This is a genomic window from Bacillus amyloliquefaciens DSM 7 = ATCC 23350, from assembly GCF_000196735.1.
Lineage (GTDB): Bacteria > Bacillota > Bacilli > Bacillales > Bacillaceae > Bacillus > Bacillus amyloliquefaciens.
On the sequence record NC_014551.1, the window covers coordinates 2,351,753 to 2,364,888 of the forward strand.

At 47.1% G+C, this 13,136-nt stretch carries 15 protein-coding genes; 3 read left to right on the top strand and 12 right to left on the bottom strand.

Features of this window, described 5'->3' with window-relative positions:
• Positions 1 to 7: 7 nt before the first annotated feature.
• Positions 8 to 844: a membrane protein insertase YidC gene (locus tag BAMF_RS32075; protein ID WP_013352789.1), complete on the top strand. Its 837-nt coding sequence runs from the start codon at positions 8 to 10 to the stop codon at positions 842 to 844.
• A gap of 92 nt (positions 845 to 936) precedes the next feature.
• Here BAMF_RS32075 and BAMF_RS32080 read toward each other — a convergent pair whose 3' ends face one another.
• Genes BAMF_RS32080 through mce form a run of 3 tightly spaced genes read right to left on the bottom strand, consistent with a single transcriptional unit; the run spans position 937 to position 4,007 of the window.
• Positions 937 to 2,052 carry a tripeptidase T gene (locus BAMF_RS32080; RefSeq protein WP_013352790.1) on the bottom strand — a complete coding sequence of 372 codons (1,116 nt, stop codon included), beginning with the start codon at positions 2,050 to 2,052 and terminating at the stop codon, positions 937 to 939.
• Positions 2,053 to 2,068: 16 nt separating this feature from the next.
• Positions 2,069 to 3,592, bottom strand: coding sequence for an acyl-CoA carboxylase subunit beta (locus BAMF_RS32085; RefSeq protein WP_013352791.1), 1,524 nt, complete (start codon positions 3,590 to 3,592; stop codon positions 2,069 to 2,071).
• Positions 3,579 to 4,007 carry a methylmalonyl-CoA epimerase gene (gene mce, locus BAMF_RS32090; protein ID WP_013352792.1) on the bottom strand — a complete coding sequence of 143 codons (429 nt, stop codon included), beginning with the start codon at positions 4,005 to 4,007 and terminating at the stop codon, positions 3,579 to 3,581. The genes BAMF_RS32085 and mce overlap by 14 nt, the downstream gene beginning before the upstream one ends.
• 93 nt (positions 4,008 to 4,100) lie before the next feature.
• On the opposite strand from mce, the gene prli42 reads away from it, so the two are divergent.
• Positions 4,101 to 4,196 carry a stressosome-associated protein Prli42 gene (gene prli42 / locus BAMF_RS41310; RefSeq protein ID WP_153015200.1) on the top strand — a complete coding sequence of 32 codons (96 nt, stop codon included), beginning with the start codon at positions 4,101 to 4,103 and terminating at the stop codon, positions 4,194 to 4,196.
• A 13-nt stretch (positions 4,197 to 4,209) separates the two neighbouring features.
• Here prli42 and BAMF_RS32095 read toward each other — a convergent pair whose 3' ends face one another.
• The 6 genes from BAMF_RS32095 to brxB form a co-directional block, all read right to left on the bottom strand.
• Positions 4,210 to 4,740 (bottom strand): L,D-transpeptidase, encoded by a 531-nt coding sequence (locus BAMF_RS32095; protein ID WP_013352793.1) that lies wholly within the window; start codon positions 4,738 to 4,740, stop codon positions 4,210 to 4,212.
• Between the two features lie 68 nt (positions 4,741 to 4,808).
• The gene (locus BAMF_RS32100; RefSeq protein ID WP_013352794.1) at positions 4,809 to 5,762 is read right to left on the bottom strand and encodes an aromatic acid exporter family protein; all 954 of its coding nucleotides are present in this window, start codon (positions 5,760 to 5,762) and stop codon (positions 4,809 to 4,811) included.
• Between the two features lie 76 nt (positions 5,763 to 5,838).
• On the bottom strand, positions 5,839 to 6,561 hold the full coding sequence (locus BAMF_RS32105; RefSeq protein ID WP_013352795.1) for an amino acid ABC transporter ATP-binding protein: 723 nt from the start codon (positions 6,559 to 6,561) through the stop codon (positions 5,839 to 5,841).
• Entirely contained in the window at positions 6,554 to 7,213 is a 660-nt protein-coding gene (locus BAMF_RS32110) for an amino acid ABC transporter permease (protein WP_013352796.1), read from the bottom strand. Before BAMF_RS32110 ends, BAMF_RS32105 begins: the two co-directional genes overlap by 8 nt.
• A gap of 61 nt (positions 7,214 to 7,274) precedes the next feature.
• The gene (locus BAMF_RS32115; RefSeq protein WP_013352797.1) at positions 7,275 to 8,042 is read right to left on the bottom strand and encodes a transporter substrate-binding domain-containing protein; all 768 of its coding nucleotides are present in this window, start codon (positions 8,040 to 8,042) and stop codon (positions 7,275 to 7,277) included.
• A 246-nt stretch (positions 8,043 to 8,288) separates the two neighbouring features.
• The gene (gene brxB, locus BAMF_RS32120) at positions 8,289 to 8,726 is read right to left on the bottom strand and encodes a bacilliredoxin BrxB (RefSeq protein ID WP_003153223.1); all 438 of its coding nucleotides are present in this window, start codon (positions 8,724 to 8,726) and stop codon (positions 8,289 to 8,291) included.
• Between the two features lie 180 nt (positions 8,727 to 8,906).
• Between brxB and BAMF_RS32125 the strand changes: the two genes are divergently transcribed.
• A complete protein-coding gene (locus BAMF_RS32125; RefSeq protein WP_013352798.1) occupies positions 8,907 to 9,803 on the top strand; it encodes a YegS/Rv2252/BmrU family lipid kinase in 897 nt (298 codons plus the stop codon).
• Between the two features lie 44 nt (positions 9,804 to 9,847).
• On the opposite strand, the gene BAMF_RS32130 is transcribed toward BAMF_RS32125, so the two are convergent.
• The 3 genes from BAMF_RS32130 to BAMF_RS32140 are packed head-to-tail and all read right to left on the bottom strand — an operon-like array spanning position 9,848 to position 13,123.
• Entirely contained in the window at positions 9,848 to 11,107 is a 1,260-nt protein-coding gene (locus BAMF_RS32130) for a dihydrolipoamide acetyltransferase family protein (protein WP_013352799.1), read from the bottom strand.
• A 21-nt stretch (positions 11,108 to 11,128) separates the two neighbouring features.
• Positions 11,129 to 12,112, bottom strand: coding sequence for a 3-methyl-2-oxobutanoate dehydrogenase subunit beta (gene bfmBAB, locus BAMF_RS32135; RefSeq protein WP_013352800.1), 984 nt, complete (start codon positions 12,110 to 12,112; stop codon positions 11,129 to 11,131).
• An 18-nt stretch (positions 12,113 to 12,130) separates the two neighbouring features.
• Positions 12,131 to 13,123: a thiamine pyrophosphate-dependent dehydrogenase E1 component subunit alpha gene (locus tag BAMF_RS32140; protein ID WP_013352801.1), complete on the bottom strand. Its 993-nt coding sequence runs from the start codon at positions 13,121 to 13,123 to the stop codon at positions 12,131 to 12,133.
• Positions 13,124 to 13,136: the final 13 nt, after the last annotated feature.

Here is a 13,136-nt window from a genome sequence, read left to right on the forward strand (position 1 = left end):
ACATGAATTGTCTAAAACATATCAAAAATGGATTGCTTTCGGATTGTTTTTTATCGTGCTGTTCACAGGCCGCTCGGCGTTTGCGGCGACATCTCAGACTCAGACGGGAGGACTCGGAAATATCGGGTTTTTCCACGATTACCTGATCGAACCGTTTTCGGCCCTATTAAAAGGTGTGGCGGGCCTGTTCCACGGTGAGTACGGACTGTCGATTATTCTGGTGACGATTATCGTCCGGATCGTTGTATTGCCTTTGTTTGTGAACCAATTTAAGAAACAGCGGGTGTTCCAGGAAAAAATGGCTGTGATCAAACCGCAGGTCGACAGCATTCAGGCTAAAATGAAAAAAACGAAAGATGCGGAAAAACAAAAAGAACTGCAAATGGAAATGATGAAGCTTTACCGTGAGCATAATCTGAATCCGATGGCAATGGGATGTCTTCCGATGCTGGTACAATTCCCGATTCTGATCGGTTTTTATTACGCCATCCGCTCAACGCCGGAAATCGCTTCACACTCATTCCTGTGGTTCAGCCTAGGGCACTCTGATATGCTTGTATCCCTGTGCGCGGGGGCCATGTATTTCTTACAGGCTTATGTTTCCCAAAAACTAAACGAGAAATATTCACCGGCCGCTCAAAACCCGGCCGCGATGCAGTCAGCAAAAATCATGGTCTTTATTTTCCCTGTCATGATGACTGTTTTTTCACTTAACGTTCCGGCTGCGCTTCCGCTTTACTGGTTTACAAGCGGACTGTTTTTGACAGTGCAAAACGTACTTTTACAGCAGACGCATCATAAAAAGAAACAAGCTGCGGCTCAAGCGGAGCCCGTAAAGTCATAATACTGAACCTGCCGGATAAGTTCCGGCAGGTTTTTTTCATGCGTTTGCAGACGCGAAAAAAAAAAGCACCCAATTCATTGGGTGCTTCGTTTTCAGTTTGCCGCTGTTTCGATAATGGCAACGACCATTTCCGCCGTTTTCACGAGCTCTTCAATCGGCATTTTTTCATTTTTCGTGTGGATTTGTTCATAGCCTACTGACAGGTTGACTGTCGGAATGCCGTGGCCGGCAATGACGTTCGCGTCACTTCCGCCGCCGCTTGTCTGAAGCTCGCTCGGCCGGCCGATTTTTGCCGCCGCTTTTTTCGCGACTTCCACAACCTGATCGCCGTCCTGATATTTGAAACCCGGATACATGACCGCGATGTCAACTTCTGCGCGTCCACCCATCTCAGCTGCAGCAGATTCGAAAGCTTCTTTCATTTTCTGCACTTGCGCTTCCATTTTTTCAGGGACTAATGAACGCGCTTCAGCCAGAATATCGACTTGGTCGCAGACGGTATTGGTTTGTGTGCCGCCTTCAAAACGCCCGATATTAGCCGTTGTTTCTTCATCAATACGGCCGAGCGGCATTTTTGAGATCGCTTTTGACGCGATTGTAATAGCGGAGATGCCTTTTTCCGGTTCTACTCCTGCATGAGCCGTTTTCCCGAAAATGGTTGCCCTCACTTTCGCTTGTGTCGGCGCGGCTACAATGATGTTGCCGACTTTCCCGTCTGAATCAAGCGCAAAACCGTATTTCGCGGTAATATCTGAACGATCCATTGCTTTTGCCCCGACTAATCCTGATTCTTCTCCGGCTGTGATGATGAATTCAATTGTTCCGTGCTCGATGTTTTGTTCTTTGAGTACTCTGATGGCTTCAAACATTGCGGCAAGGCCCGTCTTATCATCAGCGCCGAGAATCGTCGTGCCGTCGGTTTTTACATAACCGTCTTCCACAACCGGCTTAACGCCTTTGCCCGGGACAACCGTGTCCATGTGCGATGTAAAATAAATCGTATCCGCATCTTTTGTGCCCTTTAAAGTACAGATTAAATTGCCGGCTCCGTGACCCGTCACTTCTTTTGTATCGTCTTCTTTTACGCTCAATCCTAAATCAGTGAATTTTTGTTTGAGCACTTTGCTGATTTCCGCTTCATGCTTTGTTTCTGAATCAATTTGGACGAGTTCCAGAAATTCTTCCAGCAGGCGTTTTTCGTTTACCATTTACAGTTCCCTCCGTTTAAAGCGGTATATTACCGTGCTTTTTTTTCGGTCTTTCCTCTTCCTTATGCGCAAGCATGTCAAATGCCTGAATCAATTTTTTCCTCGAGTCTTCCGGCCGGATGATATCATCCACCATTCCGCAGGCCGCCGCTTTATACGGACCGGCATTTTCCTTTTCGTATATGGCTTTTTTTTCGCGCTTCGTTTTTTCCGGATCATCAGAAGCCTGTATGTCTCTGCGGTATAAAATCGACGACGCGCCTTCAGCTCCCATCACGGCAATTTCCGCATTCGGCCAGGCGAATACAAGATCTGCCCCGAGGCCTTTCGAATTCATGGCGACATAAGCGCCTCCGTAAGCTTTTCTGATGATGAGCGTCACTTTCGGCACGGCCGCTTCGGCAAAAGCATACAGCAATTTTGCTCCGTGACGGATGATTCCCGCGTGCTCCTGCTGAAGGCCCGGCAGAAATCCCGGTACATCAGCGATCGTTAACGGCGGAATATGAAACGCGTCGCAAAAACGGATGAATCTCGACGCTTTGTCAGCGGCATCTATCGTAAGGCTCCCCGCCAAATGTTTCGGCTGGTTTGCGATAACACCGACTGTGCGCCGTCCGATCTTCAGAAAACCGACAGCAATGTTTTTGGCAAAATACGGCTGAATGTCAAAAAACGTTCCGTCATCCGCCAGTTCTTTTATCACCTGTAACATATCGTAAGGTTTCGAACTGTCCGCGGGAACGAGGGTATTTAATAACGGCCTGGCGTCTTCCTTTTTAACGGGTGATGCCGTCTGTCTGCCGTGCGGAAGATAAGAAAGCAGCGTTTTCACTGCGGAAAGAGCCTCTTTTTCCGTTCGTGCGGAATAGTGGGCATTTCCGCTGATCACATTATGTATTCCCGCACCGCCTAAACTTTCCGCGTCAATCTGTTCACCCGTAACCTGTTCAATGACTTTCGGGCCTGTAATAAACATGTGCGACGTATTTTCCGCCATAATTACAAAATCCGTCAGAGCGGGTGAATAAACAGCACCGCCGGCACACGGCCCAAGGATGACGGAAATTTGCGGAATCACTCCCGAGTAAAGGACGTTGCGCCTAAAGATATGACCGTATCCATTTAATGATACCACACCCTCTTGAATTCTCGCACCACCTGAGTCGTTCAGCCCGATGATCGGGGTTTTATTTTTCGCGGCCAGATCCATCACCGCTGCGATTTTCTCCGCATGTGTCTCGCCGAGCGTCCCGCCGAGTACGGTAAAGTCATGAGCAAACAAATACACGGGCCGTCCGTCAATTGTGCCGTATCCGGTAATGACGCCGTCTCCCGGCGCATTTTGACACCCGGGCATGCGGCTTTTTGCAAACGGCTGAAGCTCTGAAAAACTGTCTTTGTCCAATAAATAGGCAATTCTTTCTCTTGCCGTCAGCTTGCCTTTTTTATGCTGTTTTTCATTTCTTTCCGCTCCGCCGCCGTTTGTTAAAAAGGAACGTTTTTCGTTTAAGTGTCTGATATGCTCACTCATGCTCATCTTGAGTTTCTCCTTTTTCAATTGTTTCACAAAGCTCAATCAGGACCCCGTTCGCCTCTTTTGGAGAGAGAAATGCGATTTTCTTCCCGCCCGCTCCGTTCTGCGGTTCATGATGGATCAATGTCATGCGGCATGATTCAAGCTCCTTGATCGTTTCCTTAATGTCGTCGCACCGGAACGCCAGATGATGAAGCCCTTCACCTCTTTTCTGTAAAAAAGAGCTGACGGGAGACGCGTCCGACAGCGGCTCAATCAGTTCAAGCTTTGTGCCTCCCGCTTCTAAAAAAGCAGCTTTCACATTTTGTCCGTTTACCAGCTCTTCTCCCATATAAGTAAGCCCCAGCATCCGTTCGTAAAATCCCCTTGCTGCATCAATAGAGCTGACGGCAATACCGACATGATCAAGTTTTTTCATAGCGCGGCCACCTGCTTTCCGCCATAGGATATGGCTTGTTCATACAAGCAAAACACGTTAAAATGATAAACAGTAATCTTAAGGAGTGAAACGATGTCTCAAAAATTCATGAAAAGCGCCGTCATCGTCATTCTAGGCGTATTTATACTGTCAACCGTCTTTTCAAGCATTATGATGTATTTGCGATAAAAAAGCAGGCGCCTCATTGCACAGGGATCTCCTGCTTTTTTATGAGGGCTTTCCGCTCTTTTGCAATGTTCTCAAATGAGCGGTTTTCTTTTGTAATCAACACTTTTGTTCCCTCAGGGATGATCCGAAAAATATGGATGACATCCCGGTTTTTCATACGGATGCAGCCGTTTGATACAAACCCTCCGATCAGCTCTTCTCTGTTTGTCCCGTGAATGCCGTATATCCTGCCGTCGGTTCCTCTCGCGTCAAAACCGATCCAGCGGACGCCGAGCGGATTTTCCGGCGCACCTCCCTCTACATTTTTCTTCCGATAATATGGATTTACGGCTTTAACCGTTACCGTAAATTCTCCTTCAGGCGTCAGATCATCTGTCTTTCCCGTCGCCACCTGATAAATGCCTTCTATTCGATTATCCTTCACAACGGCTAGCGCATTTGTGGCTTTATTGACGATTATATAAGGGTCACCCGGCAAAGGATTCGCGCCAAGCGGCCAAAGCGGGGACAGCAGCAGGGCGGCTGACAATAAAAAAAATCGCATGGGCTCCCCTCCTTTTTTCATTAGAATGACCAATGAAAGGAGGACTCATGCGATGATCCATGTGTTTTTTACAGCTTGATGCCTTTGAAATAACTTTTAATCACGAGATATTGCTCCATCTCACCGAGCAGGTGAAACAAAGCCGCCCGCGCTTCAAACTCCTCGCGTGTTGCCGGGAGCGGCATCTCTTCAAATTCTGTTCTCATATCTGCAAGTCTTTTTAAAAATTTATGAGCGGTATTGCCGGGGTGAATGGCTTCCCTTAAATCATGGATGAAATGGGCAATCATTTTTCCCTGCTCCACCGTTATTGAAATAGAAGTAATCTTCGGCAGCAGCCGTTCGATGATTTCAAATTGTTTCTGTCTCATCTTAAAATAGTGATAATAGAGATTTTCATGGCGCAAAATATGATTCTGCACGTCCCGGTAGGCAAGGTTTTTCGCCTCTTGAATCATCTGATGCGTCTCCGGTATTTCCTTTCCCGTCCAATCTTGCTCACCAGTTAACAAATACCGTTCGATTTCAGCGAAGATGACGGCAAAATTGTCCTCAATTTTTTTCCGGTACGCCGCAAGTTTCCTATCGAGGCTCGGCATATACAGATTCATTAACAGCGCGACACCGATACCTACGGTGATCAGCTGGAACTCATTCCAGATAAACGCCATCGTAATGCCGCCGGACATATATAGATGAAGAATGATAACTGAGCTTGTGACGATCCCTTCGTTTATTTTCAAGACGACTGTAGTTGGAATAAACAGCACAAGCAATATTCCGATCACAAACGGATAATAGCCGATCAGTCCGAAAAAGACATATGAAAAGACGATTGCCAATAAACAGGCGGCAAATCGGGCCCACGAGGCCTGAAGCGACCGCTTTTGCGTAATTTGGATGCACAATATGGTGATGATTCCTGCGGATGCGAAGTTTTGCAGATGCAACAGCTGAGCTAAATAAATGGCCAGCGCCGTTCCAAGTGCGGTCTTTAGTGTGCGGTAACCGATTTTAAACATTGCTTGCTCCATTCTGTTTGTTTCTTTCTCAAAAAAAAGAAGAAGAGCACGCTTCTTCTTTTCTTACAGTTATATTTTATAATATTTTTTCTAAAAAGTCCTGTGCTCTTTTTGACTTCGGAGAAAGAAAAAATTCTTCCGGCTGCCCGTCTTCCACTATCGTGCCTTCATCCATAAATAATACGCGGTCTGCGACTTCTTTGGCAAATCCCATTTCGTGCGTGACGATGACCATCGTCATGCCCGTTTGAGCGAGCTCCTTCATAACCTCAAGAACTTCTTTGACCATTTCCGGGTCAAGAGCTGAGGTCGGCTCGTCAAACAGCATGATGTCAGGATTCATGGCAAGGGCACGCGCGATGGCGACACGCTGCTTCTGCCCGCCTGACAAACGGTTCGGATAGTCGTTCCGTTTTTCAAGCAGTCCGACTTTTTCAAGGAGAGCGCACGCCTTTTCCTCCGCCGCCTTTTTGGACTCTTTCTTCACGCTGACCGGCGCATATATGATATTTTCAAGCACCGTTTTATGCGGAAACAGATGAAAATGCTGAAATACCATCCCGATATTTTCCCGCACTTTCAGTTTATTCGTTTTAGCACCGGTGATTTCTTTTTCTTTAATGGCAATCGTTCCGCCGCTCGGGGTTTCCAGCAGATTTAAGCAGCGCAGAAACGTTGATTTGCCGGAGCCGGAAGGTCCGATGACAGCGACGACTTCCCCTTCTGCGATCTGTGTTGAAATGTTTTTCAGTACTTCATGTTTTCCGAATGATTTTGACAGGTTGTCGACCTTAATCATTGGCTTTCAGCTTCCTTTCTACGCCTTTTCCGATGAATGCTAAGATCAAAACGAGCACGTAATAGATGAAACCGGCCACAATGAGAGGTTCTAAATAGTTGTATGTTGCGGCACCGGACTGGTAGGCCCGTCTCATAATATCGCCGAGACCGATTACGGTGACGATCGCCGATTCTTTCGTCAAGGTGATTAATTCGTTAATAATGGCCGGAGAAATGTTTTTAAATGCCTGCGGCAGAAGCAGATGTTTCATCATTTTTCCGTACGGCACACCGAGAGCGACGGCCGCTTCTTTTTGTCCTTTGTCAATCGCGTTGATTCCCGCTCTGATAATTTCAGAGACGTAAGCTGCTGAATTAAGTGATAATGCGGTGACCGCCGCCCAAAATTGGTCGATCTGAAAGCCGAGAAGCTGCGGCATCCCGAAATAAATAATCATCAGCTGCAACACGAGCGGCGTGCCGCGGAATATCGAAGTATAAAAATCCGCAATCCATTTCAGCGGACTGATCGTGCTGATTTTAAACAAACTGAGCACGATGCCTAATACAAGGCCGATGACCGCTGAAACGAGCACAATTTTCAATGTGACGGCAAGGCCTTCCAATATAAAAGGAATTTGGGGTATTGTCGCTGAGAAATCCAAATTCATACGTTTGATCTCCTTTACCTGTATTCAAGATAAAAAGCTCAACGAAAAGTTGAGCTTTCTTTTATTTCTCGTTGGTGAACCATTTCTTCTTCAGTTTTTCGATTTCTCCGTTTTTCTCCATTTCTTTCAGCGCTTTGTTAAACTTCGCTGTCAGATCACTGTCTTTGCGGAACGCAATCGCGGAACCCGATTCGTCTGATTTCGCATCTGCTGATGCAAAGCCCTGCAGATCATTATTTGAACTGAAATAGCCTTGTGCTACGATGTCTTCGATAATCGCGGCATCAAAACGCCCGGATTTAATCTCTTCCGTTAAGTCTGAAATGCGGTTGCGGTCTTCAAGCTGGAAACCGTATTTCGAAGCAAGTTTCTTGCCTTTTTCTTCTTGAATGGAGCCGAGCTGAACACCGACGGTTTTGCCTTTCAGATCATCCAGGGATTTAATGCTGCTTCCCTTTTTCGTAACGATCATATTGTTAGCAGTATAATAAATACCGGAGAAATCCACTTGCTTTTTCCGTTCCGGCGTAGGTGTCATTCCTGATAAAATCATATCAACCTGCTTAGACTTCAGGGCTGTGATCAGGCTGTTGAAGTCCATATCCTGCACCTCAACGTCATAGCCGGTCTTTTTGCCCAGAGCTTTTGCCAAATCAACGTCAAACCCGACGATCTGATCGCCGTCTTTATATTCAAATGGTTTATAATCAGCCGATGTACCCATAATCAATTTGTTCTTTCCGCCCTCTGAGCCTGAATTGCCTGATCCGCAGGCGGACAGCGCAAAGGTGATACATGCGGCAACCAATACCAACAGCCATTTCTTCATGATTATTTTCCTCCATATCTGCTTATCTCTTAAAATTGAATATTTATTCGTTAATCTGTATTTTAAACACTTTTTAATAGTTATGCAATACTATTTTCGAAAAATATATTTCCTTATCTGCGTTTATTATAGTCGTTGATTCCCGAATGAGTGACAACTGAACGCCGGTGCATAAATAATTTATATTTATACAAACCCAATATAAAAAAACCCCGCAAGCGCTCGGCTCCGGGGTTTTCCTTTCACTTATACTTCTTCACAATATTCTTCAAATGCTTCCTGCAGTTTTGTGACGACGGCCATAGGCTCATGTCCTTCAATTTCATGGCGTTCCACCATTTTCATGATTTTCCCGTCTTTTAAAATCGCAAATGACGGAGAGGACGGCGGATAGCCTTCAAAGTATTCTCTCGCTTTGGCTGTCGCTTCTTTGTCCTGTCCGGCAAATACTGTCACAAGCTGATCGGGGCGTTTATCGTAATGCACGGAATGGTACGCCGCAGGTCTTGCAATTCCGCCTGCGCATCCGCACACAGAGTTGACCATGACAAGTGTCGTTCCTTTTTTCGAAAGCGCTTCGTCCACTTCCTCAGCGGTTTTCAGCTCCGTATACCCGGCGGCCGTGATTTCCTGGCGGGCTTGACGCACGACATCATTCATAAATAAATTAAAATCCATATTCAACTGGGACCTCTCCTTTTTGATCATCTATTCTTATGATAGCAAGGAACCTGCCCTATCGGCAAATGACACCGCTCATATCCGAATGTTTTTTGTCCCTTTTATGTTCCTCTATTTAAGTTTATGACCTTTTAAAAACGGGAAACTTGTTAAGGAGATTGTCTGAAATAAAGGAGCAGTCGTATGAGCCAACGGAAAGCAGTATTAATTTATAACGGTAACGCCGGTCAGAAACAGATTGATAAAACGCTCGGCACGGTCGTCCCCATTTTGGCCCAGTCAGCTGATGAGCTTTTGATTAAACCGACCAAACATCAGGATGATGCCCGTCGGTTTTGTGAAAATCTCGACAGCTCGGTTGACCATTTATATATTTTAGGGGGAGACGGTACGGTGCATCAATGCATCAACAGCATCAGCAAGCTTGATCACAGACCCGCTGTCGGCATTTTGCCGGGAGGAACGTGCAATGATTTCTCACGGGCGCTCGGCATTCCGCAAAACCTTCAAAAGGCCGCTGAAGCGCTCGCGGCTGGGCATAAACGGATGATTGACGTCTGTAAATCGGATGACGGCTATTTTCTGAACTTCTGGGGCATCGGGCTGATCACTGAAGCCTCCAGCCATATCAATGAAACAGAAAAAGCATGGCTCGGAAAAATCAGCTACTTCACGAGCGCCTTGCGGACGATGACAAGCGCGAACCCTTTTCCCGTCAAATTGACGATCGACGGCGAGGTGAAAGAAGATGAAGCCGTTATGGTGCTTGTCATGAACGGGCATTACATCGGGACAAACAGAGTTCCCCTGCCTGATGCAAACCTTCAGGACGGCTTAGCCGATGTGTTAATCTGCCGCAACACAAGCCTTGGAGCATTGCGGGAGCTGATGACAATGGAACAGGGTACATTTGATGATTTCAAAGGGGAGCTGTCCTATATTCAAGCCTCCAGAATTGAAATCGAAACCGGACGCGAGATGGACGCCGATACGGATGGCGAGGTATACGGAAAGACACCTTGCACGATCGAAGTGAAAAAACATCATCTCACTATGCTTGTTCCCGAAGATTCAGAATGAAACTGAAAAAACTCCCTTTGCCACCCGGGCAAAAGGAGTTTTTTTTAATAGACTGAAGTATTTTCGTCAATGTTTTCTAAGATCTCTTTGACGCGTCCGAGGAAACGGCCGCACACAAGCCCGTCGAGCACTCTGTGATCCAAAGACAGGCAAAGATTAACCATGTCACGCACGGCAATCATCCCGTTATTCATGACAACCGGACGTTTGACAATTGATTCTACCTGAAGAATCGCCGCCTGCGGATGGTTGATAATGCCCATAGACTGAACCGAGCCGAAAGATCCCGTGTTATTGACGGTAAATGTGCCGCCCTGCATATCATCGGCGGTAAGTTTTCCGTCTCTCACTTTTTTCGCAAGGTCTGTTATTTCTCTGGCTATGCCTTTAATCGTTTTTTCATCAGCATGCTTAATAACCGGAACAAAAAGCGAATCTTCTGTGGCAACGGCAATGGAGATATTAATGTCTTTCTTTTGGACGATTTTGTCTCCCGCCCACATGCTGTTCATCTGCGGGAATTCTTTGAGAGCCTGCGCCGCCGCTTTCACAAAGAAAGCAAAAAATGTTAAATTGAAGCCTTCTTTCTGTTTAAACGAGTCTTTTATGCTGTTTCTGTATGCCGTCATGTTTGTGACGTCGACTTCCATCATCGTCCAGGCATGCGGAATTTCTGTTTTGCTTTTATGCATATTGGCTGCGATGGCTTTTCTGACGCCTGTAACCGGAATTTCAATATCACCGGCTGACAGAGCTGGCGCCGGTGCTTGTTTTTGCTGCTGTTTCGGCTCTTGCGGGGCTTGAACGGCAGCCGCTTTCGGCGTTTCCGTCTTCTGCTGCATGCCCGAATCAATGATCTTTTGAATGTCTTTCCGTGTAATTCTTCCGCCTGCACCCGTTCCTTCAACTTGTTCAAGCTGAATGCCGTGTTCTCCCGCTAATCTGAGCACGGCCGGCGAATAACGCGCTTTATTTGACCGGTCTTTGCCCGCTCCGTGTGAAGGGTTATTTGCAGGTGTGCTTTGCTCTTCTTCCCGCTTCGGCGCTTCTTGGGTTTCCGTTTTTTCTGTTTCAATTTTGCAGATTATCTCGCCGACCGCAAGAGTCTGCCCTTCTTCTCCTACAAGTTCTGTAATCGTGCCCGTAAAAGAAGACGGCACCTCCGCATTCACTTTATCTGTCATGACCTCGGCGATGGGGTCGTATTTATTCACATGATCACCGGGGGATACCAGCCATTTGCTGATCGTCCCTTCTGTTACACTCTCTCCGAGCTGCGGCATCGCCATTTGTTCAATCGCCATGTCAAAAACCTCCTTACGTCTTTAAAACTCCGCTAATTCTCTCATTGCGGCTTCTGCTTTGTCAGGATTCATCATGAAGTATTTTTCCATCGTCGGCGCATAAGGCATCGCCGGAACATCAGGACCTGCAAGCCGCTTGATCGGCGCGTCTAAATCAAATAAGCAGTTCTCAGAAATAATGGCGGCGACTTCGCTCATAATGCTGCCTTCTTTCGTATCTTCTGTGATCAGCAAAACTTTTCCCGTTTTAGACGCGGCTTCAATGATGGCTTCTTTATCTAACGGATAGACCGTACGCAAGTCTAATACGTGCGCGGAAATTCCGTCTTTTTCAAGACGCTCGGCAGCCTGCAGAGCGAAATGAACGCATAATCCGTACGTAATGACAGTAATGTCGCTGCCTTCGCGTTTTACATCGGCCTTACCGATCGGAAGGACATAATCATCGGCAGGGACTTCGCCTTTAATCAGGCGGTATGCCCGCTTATGCTCGAAAAACAGCACGGGGTCATCATCACGAACTGCAGCTTTTAACAGCCCTTTTGCGTCATAAGGAGTTGAAGGCATGACAATTTTAAGTCCCGGCTGGTTGGCAAAAATGGCCTCAACAGATTGGGAGTGATACAATGCGCCATGCACGCCGCCTCCGTATGGCGCTCTGATGACCATCGGACAGCTCCAATCATTGTTTGAACGGTAGCGGATTTTTGCCGCTTCTGAAATGATTTGATTGACCGCAGGAAGAATGAAATCGGCAAATTGCATCTCCGCGATCGGACGCATGCCGTACATCGCGGCGCCGATACCGACACCGGCAATCGCTGATTCCGCAAGCGGCGTATCCATAACCCGCTCTTCTCCGAACTGCTCATAAAGACCTGCCGTGGCTTTAAACACGCCGCCTTTTCTCCCGACGTCTTCCCCGAGAACAAAAACGCGCGGATCTCTTTCCATTTCTTCTTTCATTGCTGCATTAATACTGTCAATATAAGACATTACAGACATAAGTATAAGTATTCCTCCCTACTTCGCATAAACGTGATCAAGCGTTGATTCAGGAGATGCGTATGGCGCTTTCTCCGCTTCGTCTGTCGCTTCGTTTACGATGGCCATGATGTCATCCAGCATGGCCTTTTCTTCTTCTTCGCCGAGAAGCCCGGCTTCTTGCAGGTATGCTTTGTATATGAGAAGCGGATCTTGTTTCTTTGCTTCTTCTACTTCTTTACGTTCTCTGTAGCTGCTGTCGTCGTCATCACTGGAATGCGGCGTCAAACGGTAGGAAACCGTTTCTATTAATGTAGGGCCTTCGCCTTTAGACGCCCGTTCGCGCGCTTCTTTCACAGCCTGATAAACTTCCAGCAGGTCGTTTCCGTCAACAGTGACTCCCGGCATGCCGTAGCCTACCGCCCGGTCGGAAATATTCTCGCAGGCCACCTGTCTGTCATACGGGACAGAGATGGCATACTTATTGTTTTCACACATGAAAATGACCGGCAGTTTATGCACGGCGGCAAAGTTTGCCCCTTCGTGAAAATCTCCCTGGTTGGAAGATCCTTCTCCAAAGGTAACGAAAGAGACGATATCCTTTTTATCCATGCGTCCCGCAAGCGCGATTCCGACCGCGTGAGGCACCTGCGTCGTCACAGGGGATGAGCCCGTTACGATTCTGTTTTTCTTTTGCCCGAAGTGGCCCGGCATCTGCCTCCCGCCTGAATTCGGGTCAGCCGCTTTCGCAAAACCGGACATCATCAAATCCTTTGCAGTCATACCGAATGCAAGCACTACCCCCATATCTCTGTAGTACGGAAGCACATAGTCGGTATCACGGTTTAAAGCATAAGCCGCGCCTACTTGAGCCGCTTCCTGCCCTTGACATGAAATAACGAACGGAATTTTGCCCGAGCGGTTTAACAGCCACATTCTTTCGTCGATTTTTCTGGCTAACAGCATGGTTCTGTACATTTCAACGGCTTCCGCGTCAGAAAGCCCTAATGCTTGATGGCGGTTTGTAGTCATTCAAACCCCTCCT

What these genes read in the sequence shown, in the direction of transcription:
- BAMF_RS32080 (WP_013352790.1), bottom strand. Translation starts at nt 2,052, where the DNA reads ATGGTAAACGAAAAACGCCTGCTGGAAGAATTTCTGGAACTCGTCCAA.
- BAMF_RS32085 (WP_013352791.1), bottom strand. Translation starts at nt 3,592, where the DNA reads ATGAGCATGAGTGAGCATATCAGACACTTAAACGAAAAACGTTCCTTT.
- mce (WP_013352792.1), bottom strand. Translation starts at nt 4,007, where the DNA reads ATGAAAAAACTTGATCATGTCGGTATTGCCGTCAGCTCTATTGATGCA.
- prli42 (WP_153015200.1), top strand. Translation starts at nt 4,101, where the DNA reads ATGTCTCAAAAATTCATGAAAAGCGCCGTCATCGTCATTCTAGGCGTA.
- BAMF_RS32095 (WP_013352793.1), bottom strand. Translation starts at nt 4,740, where the DNA reads ATGCGATTTTTTTTATTGTCAGCCGCCCTGCTGCTGTCCCCGCTTTGG.
- BAMF_RS32100 (WP_013352794.1), bottom strand. Translation starts at nt 5,762, where the DNA reads ATGTTTAAAATCGGTTACCGCACACTAAAGACCGCACTTGGAACGGCG.
- BAMF_RS32105 (WP_013352795.1), bottom strand. Translation starts at nt 6,561, where the DNA reads ATGATTAAGGTCGACAACCTGTCAAAATCATTCGGAAAACATGAAGTA.
- BAMF_RS32110 (WP_013352796.1), bottom strand. Translation starts at nt 7,213, where the DNA reads ATGAATTTGGATTTCTCAGCGACAATACCCCAAATTCCTTTTATATTG.
- BAMF_RS32115 (WP_013352797.1), bottom strand. Translation starts at nt 8,042, where the DNA reads ATGAAGAAATGGCTGTTGGTATTGGTTGCCGCATGTATCACCTTTGCG.
- BAMF_RS32125 (WP_013352798.1), top strand. Translation starts at nt 8,907, where the DNA reads ATGAGCCAACGGAAAGCAGTATTAATTTATAACGGTAACGCCGGTCAG.
- BAMF_RS32130 (WP_013352799.1), bottom strand. Translation starts at nt 11,107, where the DNA reads ATGGCGATTGAACAAATGGCGATGCCGCAGCTCGGAGAGAGTGTAACA.
- bfmBAB (WP_013352800.1), bottom strand. Translation starts at nt 12,112, where the DNA reads ATGTCTGTAATGTCTTATATTGACAGTATTAATGCAGCAATGAAAGAA.
- BAMF_RS32140 (WP_013352801.1), bottom strand. Translation starts at nt 13,123, where the DNA reads ATGACTACAAACCGCCATCAAGCATTAGGGCTTTCTGACGCGGAAGCC.